We start from the raw sequence: 13750 nt of genomic DNA, 5'->3' as shown, positions 1-13750 counted from the left end.
TTAGGAGGTATGGATAATGAATACATTAAGCCTAAATATTGTCACTCCTAATGGTTCTGTTTACGACCGAGAAGATGTCACTCTTGCAGTATTACAAACTACTGCTGGAGAAATCGGTGTCATGTATGGACATATTCCAACAGTTGCAGCACTTGAAATTGGCTATGCCAAAATTAATTTTGACGGTGGTTCAGAATATATTGCAGTGAGTGAAGGTTTTGTTGAAGTAAGACAAGATAAATTATCAATCATTGTTCAAACTGCAGAGCCTGCGAATGAAATTGATGTCGCTAGAGCAGAATTAGCAAAATCAAGAGCAGAATCTCATTTAAACAATGAAGAAGATAGCAGTGACATAAATAGAGCCAAACGCGCATTAGATCGTGCTAATAACCGTCTTCGTGTCGCTCAATTACAATAATGAATATAAGATATTCTATTATGTTTATCAAAAAAGTCGACAAAGTATAAAACTTTGTCGACTTTTTTCTATTTTTTGATTAAGACATGTTAAAATCAAAATTTTAGCGTATGATTATCAATGACATATTGATTTAAGTAATAGCTTGTATTTACTATATTAAAATATTTTTATGAAGACTTACATTTACATATGATTTTTCATAATCATTTATAAAGGAAGAAAATAATTGATAAATGACTAAAATAATTAAAAGTATTTAATTTTAATTGTTATGCATATATGTCATATATAATGGGAAAATAATACTAAATTGACGCTTTATTATTTAAATGTCAGTTATCTCATTATTAAGTATCTTTTGCATAGTGTTTCGTGTAAAATATATAAATAGTGTTTAGCAAGGAGAATAATTATGGAATATTTGGGACAGTTTTCAATTGTACATCTCATCTTACATGTCCTTTGTATTTGCATTGCCTATTGGGCATTGAATGCAGTGAGATTGGAACAATTTTTTAAAAAAGGTTTTCCAGTACAAGTTCAAATTTGTATGATATTTTTAGCAATATTAATCGGGACTTCAGTCAGCAATTTTATTGTAGATTTGTTACAATTTTCTACACAAATAAAATATTTGGCACAATAATTCAAATAATTGTATATTACGCATGATTATCGATATAATTTAGTAGTAAGTTTGATTGAAAATTAAAGGCAATTTATAAGTAGTTAAGTGGAGGATTTAAGATGGATAAGATAGAAATTAATGGTGGTAAAAAATTAACTGGTGAAGTGAAAGTTTCAGGTGCAAAAAATGCAGTATTACCAGTATTGACAGCATCACTATTAGCATCAAAAGGCGTGAGCAAGTTAAAAAATGTACCAGCACTTAGTGACGTAGAAACAATTAATAATGTAATATCAACATTAAATGCTGATGTTTCTTATAATAAAGAGCAAGAAGAAGTTACAGTAGATGCAACAAAACAATTAAATGAAGAAGCACCATATGAATATGTAAGTAAGATGAGAGCAAGTATTCTTGTTATGGGCCCATTATTGGCACGATTAGGTCATGCCAAAGTGGCTTTACCTGGTGGTTGCGCTATTGGTTCTAGACCGATTGAACAGCATATTAAAGGTTTTGAAGAGCTTGGTGCAGAAATCCATATGGATGGTGGTTTTATATACGCAAACACAACTAATGGATTGAAAGGTACAACGATTCACTTAGATTTTCCTAGCGTAGGTGCGACACAAAATATTATAATGGCAGCTTCTTTAGCTGATGGTAAAACTGTTTTAGAAAACGTCGCACGAGAACCAGAAATCGTTGATTTGGCTAATTATATCAATGAAATGGGTGGAAATGTATTAGGAGCCGGTACGGACACGATCACGATTGAAGGCGTTGAAGCTTTATATGGCGTTGAGCATTCAATTATACCTGATAGAATAGAAGCAGGTACATTATTAATTGCCGGTGCAATTACAAGAGGAAATGTTTTAGTAAACGGTGCAATCAAAGAACATATGACGAGCTTAGTTTATAAACTAGAAGAAATGGGAGTTAATCTAGAATATTTTGATGATGCAATTCGTGTAAGTGCCGAAAACGAATTGAAACCAATAGATATCAAAACTCTTCCGCATCCTGGTTTCCCTACAGATATGCAATCACAAATGATGGCGTTATTATTAACTGCAAAAGGGCACAAAGTAGTAACTGAAACTGTGTTTGAAAATAGATTTATGCATGTCGGTGAATTTAAAAGAATGAATGCTAAAATTACTGTAGAAGGTAGAAGTGCAAAAATTGAAGGTAAAAGTGAACTTCAAGGTGCTCAAGTTAAAGCAACAGATTTACGTGCTGCAGCAGCACTAATTTTAGCAGGCCTAGTGGCTGAAGGTACAACATATGTTACTGAATTAAAACACTTAGACAGAGGATATGTTGATTTACATGGTAAATTGAAAGCATTAGGTGCTGATATCAAAAGAACACAAGATTAATGTTATAATATATTAATAAATTGGAAATAGATAGAAGTATAGTTGGAGGAAGCAAATTATGGAAACAATTTTTGACTACAACCAAATAAAAGAGATTATTCCACATAGGCAACCATTTTTATTAATTGATCGTGTCGTAGAATACGATGAAGGTCAACGATGTGTGGCCATTAAGCAAGTTTCAGGTAATGAACCATTCTTTCAAGGTCATTTTCCAGAATATGCTGTAATGCCTGGTGTATTAATTACTGAAGCTTTAGCCCAAACAGGTGCAGTTGCTATGTTAAATAGTGAAGCAAATAAAGGTAAACTTGCACTATTTGCTGGTATCGATAAATGTCGTTTTAAAAAACAAGTAACCCCAGGAGATACTTTGCGCTTAGAAGTTGAAATAACGAAGCTCAGAGGTCCTATAGGTAAGGGTAGTGCTAAAGCAACAGTTGATGGACAATTAGCATGTAGTTGTGAGTTAACATTTGCTTTGCAAGATAAATAGTATATAAAAATAGTGTTACAGACTGTTTTCAACAGAATGTAACACTATTTTTTATTTATCAATTTTTTCATCTTTAAGTCTTGGTTTAGATTGCATCAATCTATTAAATGATTTCTTCAAGTCGTCGCCAGTTAAACCTTCATCTATTAATTGTTCTAATAAACTTTCAGCGTAAACTTGTCTCAATGTGTAAATATGACATTCACAAACAACAGAAATTGTATCTTCTAATTGAATGATATGTTTAATGGTCGCATCAAACAAAGCTGGATCGTTAGCAGGTCTAGTGATAACGACACGTATGTCTAGTAATGTCTCGTTTTCCATATATGCTTTCATAGTTTCATAGTGATAATCTGATATGACGATTTCAAGCAACCAGCCAGTGCCACTGTTTTCCTTATTGATAATGACACCATCTTCTAATTCGTACTCAGTCACGCCACCATTCTCTGATACGATTTGAAATCGAACGGCTTTAAATGTTTTCATCGTCTCACATCCATTTAATTAATTTAAACTCTACAAAAAATGCATTTATATTATTATTATAACGTAATTTTCTATGAGAAAGGTGAAAAAAGTAGAAATAAGTATTCGATTACTATTTTAAATTTTAAAAAATGTGTTTTGACGGAATCATGTGAATTTTTTATGATTAGCTTATAAAGGAGGTGACATATGATTAACAGTATTGTCATTGTAGGGAGACTAACAAAAGACCCTAAAATTTATGATAAGGAGGGAAATAAACTAGCTACATTTTGCGTAGCTGTTTCAAGAAATTATAAAGATAAAAATCAAAAAGATATTTGTGATTATTTATTCTGTAAAGCATTCGGAAAAATTGCTAATAATGTCGAAAAATATATCAATCAAGGCTCATTAGTTGGTATAACTGGACAAATGCAATCGAGAAAATTTGAAAAAGAAGGACAGATGCATTTTGTATCAGAAGTTTTTATTGAAACTATTAAATTTATGTCCCCACGCTCTAAAAATGAAGATGAAGCACTTTTTGACCCACTTCCAATAGTCCCAAATCAAGAACTTATTAATAAATTTCATTTAGAGGAAAACGATATTTATGAAATTGTATAAAGTTTCAGGCATTTCCAACTCCCCATTAATTTAACCCATCAAATCTAATATACATTTAATCCTACTATTGAATTATACTTCTATCAGGCTATTCCTATTAACTCAAAAATGATTCAATAGGAATAGCTAATATACATACTTATATAGCAAACATATCCATTATAAAAAAGCCAAAATTCATACTAATATAATACAGAATAATCAGATAAATTACAATATCATTACACAACATACTTTTTATTATTACTAGTATAAACTTTCATAGCAGTTTTTAAAGTGAAAAGTTATGCTTTTATACTATTTTGAAAATGTAATACCCGTGTAAAGAAAAGGTGTACTTTTTTATTTGGCTGTAACCTGCTACTGTTTTTTAGATGTTATAGTTGTACTTGCAAATTAATCATAACGAAAAAAATTATTTACCTTATAGGAGGAATTTTTAAAAATGAAAAAAACAGTATTAGCTTCAACATTAGCAGTAGGCTTAGGCGTAACAGGATTCGCAGCAGGAAACTCAGCAGACGCAGCTGAACAAGGTGTTGACAAAGCAGAATTAGCAAACTTAGCACAATCTAATCCAGAACAATTAAATGCATCACCTGTACAAGAGGGTGCATATAACTATAATTTTAATTTCAATGGTACAAACTATAATTTTGAATCAGATGGCCAAACATGGTCATGGAGTTTTGGTGGAGGTTCTAGTGAAGATGTTTCATCAGAACAAACAACTTCTGTTGAACAACCTCAACAAACACAAACTGAACAACCAGCACAAGAAGCACAAACTGAGCAACCAGCTCAACAAGCTGCTCCACAAACTGAACAAACACAACAACCACAACAAGAAGCAACTACAAAAGCTTCAAATCAATCATCAAGTTCAAATGAAGCTTCAAATAGTTCATCAGGTGTGAATGCACACTTACAACAAATCGCGCAACGTGAATCAGGTGGCGATATTCATGCTACAAATCCATCATCAGGTGCTTCAGGTAAGTTCCAATTCTTACAAAGTACATGGGATTCAGTAGCTCCAGCTGAATATCAAGGTCAACCAGCAGCTAACGCACCAGAATCAGTTCAAGATGCTGCAGCTCAAAAATTATATGACGAAGTTGGCGCTTCACAATGGGTTACTGCATAATATAACAATAATGTAATATATTATTATACAAAGCTAAGACAATTTAATTGTCTTAGCTTTTTTTATTATATAGGAAATAGTGCAGGTAAACTTAGAGACTAACTCATTTTTTCTATCTTAAATATCGGAAGTATATAAGTGGTAATATAATCATATTTCTGTATAAATGTTTGGAGAAAATTCATACCATGAATTCTCTTTTGTTAAATATTTTTCAAATGGTCATAGTTGATATAACTCATTTTATTGCAATAGGTGGTATACTTTGATATGTTTTATATAAATACATTATAAAAACTACTAGGGGAGCCTTATGGCTGAGATGAGAAATTCAGACCCTTATAACCTGATTTGGTTAAGACCAACGTAGGAAAGTAGCGTTCATTAATATTTGGAAAATTGCTCTAATATATTTATTAATAAACTACATTCCTACGGGGATGTAGTTTTTTTTAATTAGGAGGGCTAAATTTGTTGTTTTCACAGGAATTAAAAGAAGCTTCAAAACCAATTATTGAGGATATTTATAATGATTCGTTTATTCAAGAAATGTTACACGGTACGATTTCTAACGAAGCTTTGAAATTTTACTTAAGAGCAGATGCTTCGTATTTAAAAGAATTTGCAAATATATATGCATTGCTAATACCAAAAATGAATAGATTGGAAGAAGTCCAATTTTTAGTAGAACAAATTCAATTTATAGTTGATGGTGAAGTAGAAGCACATGAAATATTAGCGGCATACGTACAAGAAAACTATGATGAAATCGTCCAAGAAAAAGTTTGGCCACCAAGTGGAGACCATTATATCAAACATATGTATTTCAATGCTTATTCAAAAGAAAATGCAGCATATACTAATTGCAGCAATGGCACCATGTCCGTATGTGTATCAGGTGATTGCTAAAGAAGCATTGAAAGATAATGAATTAAATAAAGACTCAATTTTATCAAAATGGTTTGAATTTTATAGCACAGAAATGGATGAATTAGTAAATATCTTCGATGGTTTAATGGACCGGTTAACTCAAAATATTTCTGTTGAAGAAAAAGAGGCAATAAAATCTTGTTTCTTACAAAGTACGATACATGAACGAAATTTCTTTAATATGGCTTATATACAAGAAAATTGGTTATATGGAGGTCAAACAAATGAATAAACCTAAAATAGCATTAACGATTGCAGGAACAGACCCTACAGGTGGCGCAGGTGTCATGGCAGATTTGAAATCATTTCATGCATGTGGTGTATATGGTATGGCAGCAATAACTAGTATTGTGGCACAAAATACAAAAGGCGTACAGCACATTCATAATCTAGATTCAACATGGTTAGAAGAGCAAATGGAAAGTGTATTTTCCGATGAACTGCCACATGCTTTGAAAACTGGTATGATTGCATCAAAAGAAATGATGGAGATTATTCAAACATATTTAAAAAAATATGATGATATTCCTTATGTAATTGATCCGGTTATGTTAGCGAAAAGTGGTGATTCACTAATGGATGATGATGCTAAAGCTAACTTACAAAATATTTTATTGCCTTATGCTACAATAGCGACACCTAATTTACCAGAAGCTGAGGAAATTACTGGCATTACTATTAATGATCAACAATCGATTTATCAAGCTGGCAATATATTTATCAATGAAATTGGTAGCAAAGGTTTAGTTATAAAAGGTGGGCATTCAAATGATGAAAATAAATCTATAGATTATTTATTTACACAAGATGATGTGTATACTTTTGAAGAACCAAGATATGATACCAAACATACACATGGTACTGGATGTACTTTTTCAGCCGTTATTACCGCAGAGTTAGCTAAAGGGAAATCTATGTTTGATGCAGTTCAAAAAGCAAAAAAATTTATTTCTCTTAGTATTAAACATACACCTGAAATTGGTTTTGGTAGAGGACCAGTAAACCATTTTGCATATATGAAGGAAGTTGGTTTAGATGATGAATAATTTGGAAAAATTAAGAGCGGATCAACCGCTTGTAATATGTTATACGAATGATGTAGTGAAAAATTTTACTGCGAATGGTTTGTTAAGTCTTGGTGCTAGTCCAGCAATGAGTGAGGCACCTGAAGAAGCATATGATATGCTGACAGCTGCAAAAGCATTGTTAATAAATATCGGTACGTTAACAAAAGAAAGAGAACAAGATATTTTTAAAATCGCAAAAACAGCGAATCAACTTGGCAAACCGATTATATTTGATCCTGTTGCTGTAGGTGCTTCACAATATCGCAAAGATTTTTGCAAAAGATTTCTGAATGAAATAAAAGTTACTGTTATTAAAGGTAATGCTTCTGAAATTTTAACGTTAATTAACAGTGATACAAAAATGAAAGGAACTGATAGTGATAATAGTTTAGATTCAGTATCGATTGCAAATGAGGCATATGAACATTTTAATACGTCGATTGTTATCACTGGCAAAGAGGATGTCATTGCTCAAAATGAACGCATATTTAAACTATCTAACGGATCTTCATTGTTGGCAAAAATAACTGGTGCTGGTTGTTTATTAGGAGCTATAGTTGCAAGTTTTGTTGAATCAGAAGATCCATCTATAAATGCATTAATAGAAGCGGTATCTATATATAATATCGCTGCTGAACAAGCTGAACAAATTTCAGCAGGACCTGGTACTTTTAAAGTGGAGTTATTAAATGCATTATACAACATTACTTTTGAAACATATCTACAATATCATAATAAGCAAGAGGTGTAACTATGTTTAATAAGGAGTATTTAAAGCTATATTTTATTTGTGGAACGCAAGATATACCAAAGAATAAATCAATCATAGATGTTGTGACTGAAGCTTTAGAATCTGGGATTACAATGTTTCAATTTCGAGAAAAAGGAGAGGGTTCATTAACTGGAAATGCTAAAATAGAGCTTGCACAAAAGTTATTCTCTTTATGTAAAAGTTACAGTGTTCCTTTTATTGTTAATGATGATGTAGACTTAGCAAATGCTATAGATGCAGATGGAATACATGTAGGACAAAATGATGCAAATGTTGATGTATTCGCTAGTGCATTTACCGATAAAATAATAGGACTTAGTGTAAGTGATTTAGAAGAATATCAAGCATCTGACTTATCCAACGTTGATTATATCGGTGTTGGACCGATGTATCATACTGAATCGAAATCAGATGCTAAAACTCCAGTAGGGCCGGAAATGATTCAAACATTAAGAACTAAAGTTCAAGGTTTTCCAATCGTTGCAATTGGAGGTATTCATACAAAAAATGCTGAAATAATTATGAAGCATGGTGCAGATGGATTATCAATCATTTCAGCCATCGCGAAAAGTTCAAATATCCCAGAAACTGTACAACAATTTTTACAAACTGTTGAATAATGCGGAAAATTTCTTTTTTTGTTTTCTACTTTCCTTTGAGTATGATAAAATAAATTTTATGTGAATATATCATTAGAGGTGGAAAAATGAAAAAGAAAGCGCTACTACCTTTATTATTAGGTGTAATGGTCTTATTAGCAGGCTGTGACTATTCTAAACCTGAAAATAGAGATGGATTTTTCTTTAATACGTTTGTAGAACCGATGGACAAATTAATTCATTGGTTGGGAACAAGTTTTAACAATGATTATGGTTTAGCAATAGTAGTACTTGTATTGGCAATACGTGTTGTATTATTGCCTTTCATGTTATCAAACTATAAAAATAGTCATATGATGCGAGAAAAGATGAAGGTTGCAAAACCAGATATCGATGCAGTTCAAGAAAAAGTTAAGCGTTCAAGAACGCAAGAAGAAAAAATGGCTGCAAACCAAGAAATGATGGAAGTATATAAAAAATACGATATGAATCCAATGAAGAGCATGTTAGGTTGTTTACCAATCTTAATTCAAATGCCAATCATTATGGGCTTATTCTTCGTATTAAAATACCCTTCAAGTGGTGGATTTACTGAACACCCAAATTTCTTATGGTTCAATTTGTCACAACCTGATATTTGGATTACAATTATCGCTGGTATTTTATACTTCTTACAAGCATATGTATCAAGTAAGAGTATGCCGAATGAACAACGTCAAATGGGATATATGATGATGATTATTTCTCCAATTATGATTGTTTGGATTTCTTTAAGTTCTGCGTCTGCATTAGGTCTTTATTGGTCAGTCAGTGCGGCATTCTTGATTGTACAAACTCAAGTTGCCAACATGTATTATTCTAACCTTGCTAAAAAGGAAGTTGCTCCAATGATTGAAGCAATGAAGAATAATGATTCTGATAAACCTAGCAAAGGCAAGAATACACAAGTAGCTCCTAAGAAATCTAAAAAGAAATAGTGCGTCATATCATTAATTAAAATGACAACCTGGTACATAATAAATAGCAGGTATAAAGCATTAGAAGCGTCTGAGACATAAAGTTCTTGGATAAGTAAAAAAGGCAATTTCTATTGAAATAATATAGAAATTGCCTTTTTCATTTTGTGATTGATTTTGTGACAGCTACATCATTCGGATACGATTATAAAGTAGTTTTTCTATTTTACTACCAGAGCATACGGATTGTGAGTAAATATATAGAATAATTTTTAATATCATTTTGATATGATGTAACACTACAATGATGTTTGCATTCATCAAGTACATTTTTAGGGATTGTTACAAAGATTTCATTAACATGTCGTGATAAATACATATAAATGCGACGTATTTTGGCGGAACTCTTGAGGGAATAGGACAAGCTGAAGACTACTGGCTGAATCTGTTCCCTAAGAAAGCGAGCCAACAATACGGAGTATGGAATAAAAAGAAGCACTTAGATGAATTAAAAAAATCATCTGAGTGCTATTTTTCTGGAATTTATGTCTCAATATCCTCTGTTTATTTTAAATAAATGTAATTTAATTTCGATAGTTAATAAACCATCAAATTTTAAAAGTCAATCTGTAACTACCATTATTAAAATTTTAAAAATACCATTCTTTAAAAAAAGTATCTACATAATTTTTCATATATTCATGGCGTTGTTGTGCCAAATTTTTTGCAGTTTTAGTATGCATAAGAGATTTAAGTTTAAATAATTTTTCATAAAAGTGTTTAATTGCAGAAGGCTTCCAATCAAAATATGGTTGATTAGATTCATCTATGTTATAGGATTGATGCTCAATCCACATAGGTTCACCGAAATAACCTGCAAATTGAAACGTGCGTGCTATACCAATTGCACCAATAGCATCTAAACGATCTGCATCACGAACTATTTGTCCTTCAATTGACAATTGAATATGATCATTCTTACCATTTTTATAACTTATATGTTCAATGATATGTAATATATTTTGTTGTACCGTAAAATCAAGTTCCAAATGATTAAGAAATTGTACTAATTTTATTTTTGCTTCTTTGGTATTGGTAAGTTTTTCGTCTATGGTGTCATGTAAAATACTTGCTAACTGAATGGTGAGTAAATGACCTTGTTGTTCATTCATAGCAATATATTTTGCCAATCTTGTAACACGTTTTACATGTGCAACATCATGTCCAGTTGTATCATCACAGTGAAAAGATGTCATATAGTCTTGTGCTTTAGAGATTATGTCATTATCCGTCATATAAAATTGCCTCCATTTTGAGAAAATTAAATTAGTAAATAAAATTTGAGGTTAAAATATTTTTGAAAAATATTTTAATATGTTCAAGTAGTGAGAAAAAATCAAAATTTTTAAGATTTTCTAAGATAAAACGCCGTATGGATACATAAGAATGACCCAAAAGTATGTATATACTTTAAAAATTCATATATAAAGAAACATATTTTAGACACGTACAATTACTAAGATTAAAAATGTCCGAGACATATGATAAGCCTCGGACTACTAATTATTCTATAAAATAGGGGATAATAATCTTGAGATGCCTTCTTTAAATTTGACCCATAAACTTCTCTGTTCATATAATGCTTTCGTTAGTCTATAAGAAACGTTTAAATCATTTTCAAAAGCCACTCTTAAAGCTTTAGCTATATGTGTGTCATAGATAAATGCATTTATCTCAAAGTTTAATGTGAAGCTACGGTGATCCATATTTGTTGTACCAACACTGGCAACTTCATCGTCAATCACAAGAGTTTTAGAATGTAAGAACCCGTTATTGTAGTGGAAAATATTCACACCAGCATCTAATAAAGAAGCAACGTTATTGTATGTTGCCCAATAAACAAAAGGATGGTCCGGTTTATTGGGTATCATGATATTAACATTCACGCCACCTAATGACGCAATTTTAACAGCGTCTAGAAATGCTTGGTCGGGTATAAAATATGGCGATTGTATATAAATAGAATGCTTTGCAGAAGCAATCATTTTTAAATAACCGTATTTTATCTGTTCCCACGTTTCATCAGGACCACTTGAAGCAATTTGTACACCGGTTGTGCCACCTGAATCTACATCTGGGAAATAGCGTTCTTCATATTTTAAGTTATCACGTGTTGAGTGTGAGTTCCAGTCTAGCATAAAGCGTAGTTGTAAAGCGTTAACAGCATCACCAACAATACGGAGATGTGTATCTCTCCAATAGCCAAACTTTTTCTTAAGTCCCAAATATTCGTCACCGACGTTAAAACCACCTACGTAACCGATATGTCCATCGATAACAACAATTTTTCTATGATTACGGTTGTTCATTCTCAAATTGATTAATGGTAATTTAGAAGGGAAGAATGCTTCTACGAGTCCACCTTTTTTTCTAAAAGCTTTAAAGTCTTTAATTGATAAACCTCTAGAGCCCATATCATCATAAAGCATTTTCACTTCGACACCTTCATTAAGCTTATGTTCTAATGCTGTCAATATTCGTTTTCCTAAATGATCATTACGGAAAATATAGTATTGAATATGTATATAATCTTTGGCATTATATATATCTTCAATGAGTGAATCAAATTTTTCTTTTCCATCTACAAAAATGGTTATATCATTATCAGTAGTTAAGAAAGCCGCATTATTATACAATAACATTTGCACCATATCTTTAAATTTCACGATCTGATGATTGCCTTTAGAAAAGTCGTCATTTTTCAAGGCTTCTAGTTGTTCATTTACAATCATTTCAATGCCGACTTTATCTTCTTCATCTAAACTAAAGATATGTTCTCGTTGGATTTGGCGACCAAAAAGTAAATATACGATAAAACCTAAAATAGGTATAAGACCCAAAACCAATATCCATGCCCAAACAGAACCTGCAGATCGTCGCTCCATAAAGATAATTGTAAATGCAAAGATTAGGTTTAATATAAATGCGCCAATCAGAATGACATTAATGATGACGTTCGTATGGTTGTAAGTTATAGCAAAAATATCTATCATATTAAACCTCCAAATTGCTATTCAATTAATTTACAATTGATAAATTCTTAATCATTGTAACATGGTACCACGTTTTTATCACTTGACTAATACCTGACAGGGGTATATTATAAAAACTATATTAAGAGGAGGCGTTGAACCATGGCCGAATTGCAAAAAGCGCATCATTCTGAACAAATTAAATCAAATTTAAAATCTCGTTTGAACCGCATTGAAGGACAAGTGAGAGCAATCAATCGTATGGTAGATGAAGATGTATATTGTGATGATGTACTTACACAAATAAGAGCAACAAGATCAGCACTTAACAGTGTTGCTACGAAACTGTTGGATCATCATATGAAAAGTTGTATCATGGATAAAGTAAATCAAGGTGAACAACAAGAAGCGATGGATGAGTTATTAGTGACTTTTCAAAAGTTAATGAAAGACTAGATCAGGTGACGTTAATGGAATCACAAATTATTTATTTAAGTAAAATAAACCATAAACAAGATAAGCTTCAAATAGAAAATAAATTATCACAAATCATCGGTGTGAACCATGTCTTAGTTGATATTGAAAAAGCTCAAGTGTTTATAGAATTTGAAACACCAGCGAGTTTAAACAATTTAGAAAAAGACATATATGATTTAGGATTTGAAATTTTATATTAAGTTTGCCAATGCTATTGAAATGTTATCTTACGCATATCATGTCATATAAGATTGGTATGAAATTATCAATAAACTCGCACTAACTTATATTCTATTTTTGAATTTTAATAGTTAAAATAATTATTAAGTGAAAATTTTAAAACTACGTAATAAAACAAAAATTATTTTATAAAAATAAAGAAAATTTCAATAACATGTAGTAATTTGTAAATAAATAGGGTAAAATAGAATAGAAGCTAGAAGTTAGGAGTGATGATATGAGTAAAGATAACGAAAAGATTCAAAATGTAGTTAAACTATTATCATCATTAGGGGTAAACATAAAGAAAACTAAATCAAGATTAGAAGTCATGCATACTTTACCAACGACTGTGAAAGCCGCTAACGAATTGAAATAGTGAGTTACCCGTACTAAGAATAAAGCATATATGCAAAATTTAAGAGGCTGAGACAAATTTATTGTCTCAGCCTCTTATTGTTATATTGACAGCCAGTCTTAAATGGTTGGACAGAAGCAATCATTTTAAATAAATTAG

16 protein-coding genes, 2 pseudogenes and 1 riboswitch are annotated in these 13750 nt (G+C 31.4%); of the genes and pseudogenes, 14 read left to right on the top strand and 4 right to left on the bottom strand.

Going from position 1 to position 13750, the window contains the following annotated elements; all coding sequences use genetic code 11:
• The first annotated feature begins 16 nt into the window (after nucleotides 1–16).
• The 4 genes from KA856_RS10480 to fabZ all read left to right on the top strand — a co-directional run bounded on the left by KA856_RS10480 (nucleotide 17) and on the right by fabZ (nucleotide 2933).
• Nucleotides 17–421, top strand: coding sequence for a F0F1 ATP synthase subunit epsilon (locus KA856_RS10480; protein ID WP_019468303.1), 405 nt, complete (start codon nucleotides 17–19; stop codon nucleotides 419–421).
• 415 nt (nucleotides 422–836) lie between these two features.
• On the top strand, nucleotides 837–1070 hold the full coding sequence (locus KA856_RS10475) for a DUF1146 family protein (RefSeq protein ID WP_019468304.1): 234 nt from the start codon (nucleotides 837–839) through the stop codon (nucleotides 1068–1070).
• A gap of 101 nt (nucleotides 1071–1171) precedes the next feature.
• A complete protein-coding gene (gene murA, locus KA856_RS10470; protein ID WP_107385330.1) occupies nucleotides 1172–2437 on the top strand; it encodes a UDP-N-acetylglucosamine 1-carboxyvinyltransferase in 1266 nt (421 codons plus the stop codon).
• 58 nt (nucleotides 2438–2495) lie between these two features.
• Nucleotides 2496–2933, top strand: a complete 438-nt coding sequence (gene fabZ, locus KA856_RS10465) for a 3-hydroxyacyl-ACP dehydratase FabZ (protein WP_046207765.1) — start codon at nucleotides 2496–2498, stop codon at nucleotides 2931–2933.
• A gap of 51 nt (nucleotides 2934–2984) precedes the next feature.
• Here the strand turns inward: fabZ and KA856_RS10460 are convergent, their stop codons facing one another.
• Nucleotides 2985–3425, bottom strand: coding sequence for a YwpF-like family protein (locus KA856_RS10460; protein WP_019468307.1), 441 nt, complete (start codon nucleotides 3423–3425; stop codon nucleotides 2985–2987).
• A 189-nt stretch (nucleotides 3426–3614) separates the two neighbouring features.
• Here KA856_RS10460 and KA856_RS10455 point away from each other — a divergent pair, with 189 nt between their 5' ends.
• The 7 genes and pseudogenes from KA856_RS10455 to yidC all read left to right on the top strand — a co-directional run bounded on the left by KA856_RS10455 (nucleotide 3615) and on the right by yidC (nucleotide 9526).
• Complete coding sequence (locus KA856_RS10455) at nucleotides 3615–4034, top strand: single-stranded DNA-binding protein (protein WP_107386673.1); 420 nt, start codon at nucleotides 3615–3617, stop codon at nucleotides 4032–4034.
• A 445-nt stretch (nucleotides 4035–4479) separates the two neighbouring features.
• Entirely contained in the window at nucleotides 4480–5181 is a 702-nt protein-coding gene (locus KA856_RS10450) for a transglycosylase family protein (protein ID WP_210138669.1), read from the top strand.
• Between the two features lie 292 nt (nucleotides 5182–5473).
• A riboswitch (TPP riboswitch) is annotated at nucleotides 5474–5571 on the top strand.
• Between the two features lie 81 nt (nucleotides 5572–5652).
• Nucleotides 5653–6343 (top strand): annotated as a pseudogene (gene tenA, locus KA856_RS10445) (thiaminase II).
• On the top strand, nucleotides 6336–7157 hold the full coding sequence (gene thiD, locus KA856_RS10440) for a bifunctional hydroxymethylpyrimidine kinase/phosphomethylpyrimidine kinase (protein WP_210138668.1): 822 nt from the start codon (nucleotides 6336–6338) through the stop codon (nucleotides 7155–7157). Before tenA ends, thiD begins: the two are co-directional and overlap by 8 nt.
• A complete protein-coding gene (thiM, locus tag KA856_RS10435; protein ID WP_182467395.1) occupies nucleotides 7150–7929 on the top strand; it encodes a hydroxyethylthiazole kinase in 780 nt (259 codons plus the stop codon). The genes thiD and thiM overlap by 8 nt, the downstream gene beginning before the upstream one ends.
• 2 nt (nucleotides 7930–7931) lie before the next feature.
• Entirely contained in the window at nucleotides 7932–8570 is a 639-nt protein-coding gene (thiE, locus tag KA856_RS10430; protein WP_210138667.1) for a thiamine phosphate synthase, read from the top strand.
• Nucleotides 8571–8656: 86 nt separating this feature from the next.
• Complete coding sequence (gene yidC / locus KA856_RS10425; RefSeq protein ID WP_107385189.1) at nucleotides 8657–9526, top strand: membrane protein insertase YidC; 870 nt, start codon at nucleotides 8657–8659, stop codon at nucleotides 9524–9526.
• 168 nt (nucleotides 9527–9694) lie between these two features.
• On the opposite strand, the pseudogene KA856_RS13910 reads toward yidC, so the two are convergent.
• The 3 genes and pseudogenes from KA856_RS13910 to cls all read right to left on the bottom strand — a co-directional run.
• Nucleotides 9695–9878: pseudogene (locus KA856_RS13910) on the bottom strand (IS5/IS1182 family transposase); the annotation flags it as partial.
• Nucleotides 9879–10155: 277 nt separating this feature from the next.
• Nucleotides 10156–10800: an HD domain-containing protein gene (locus KA856_RS10420; RefSeq protein ID WP_210138666.1), complete on the bottom strand. Its 645-nt coding sequence runs from the start codon at nucleotides 10798–10800 to the stop codon at nucleotides 10156–10158.
• A gap of 273 nt (nucleotides 10801–11073) precedes the next feature.
• A complete protein-coding gene (cls, locus tag KA856_RS10415; protein ID WP_107504822.1) occupies nucleotides 11074–12558 on the bottom strand; it encodes a cardiolipin synthase in 1485 nt (494 codons plus the stop codon).
• Nucleotides 12559–12699: 141 nt separating this feature from the next.
• Between cls and csoR the strand changes: the two genes are divergently transcribed.
• The 3 genes from csoR to KA856_RS10400 all read left to right on the top strand — a co-directional run bounded on the left by csoR (nucleotide 12700) and on the right by KA856_RS10400 (nucleotide 13612).
• The gene (gene csoR, locus KA856_RS10410; protein WP_107384549.1) at nucleotides 12700–12993 is read left to right on the top strand and encodes a copper-sensing transcriptional repressor CsoR; all 294 of its coding nucleotides are present in this window, start codon (nucleotides 12700–12702) and stop codon (nucleotides 12991–12993) included.
• 14 nt (nucleotides 12994–13007) lie between these two features.
• Nucleotides 13008–13214, top strand: a complete 207-nt coding sequence (gene csoZ / locus KA856_RS10405) for a putative copper chaperone CsoZ (protein WP_107384548.1) — start codon at nucleotides 13008–13010, stop codon at nucleotides 13212–13214.
• A gap of 257 nt (nucleotides 13215–13471) precedes the next feature.
• On the top strand, nucleotides 13472–13612 hold the full coding sequence (locus KA856_RS10400) for an Lmo0850 family protein (protein ID WP_002482742.1): 141 nt from the start codon (nucleotides 13472–13474) through the stop codon (nucleotides 13610–13612).
• The last annotated feature ends 138 nt before the right edge of the window (nucleotides 13613–13750 follow it).

The organism is Staphylococcus sp. GDB9P120P, from assembly GCF_017893435.1.
GTDB classification, from domain to species: Bacteria; Bacillota; Bacilli; order Staphylococcales; family Staphylococcaceae; genus Staphylococcus; species Staphylococcus cohnii.
This window is presented reverse-complemented; position numbering and strand designations above follow the sequence as displayed.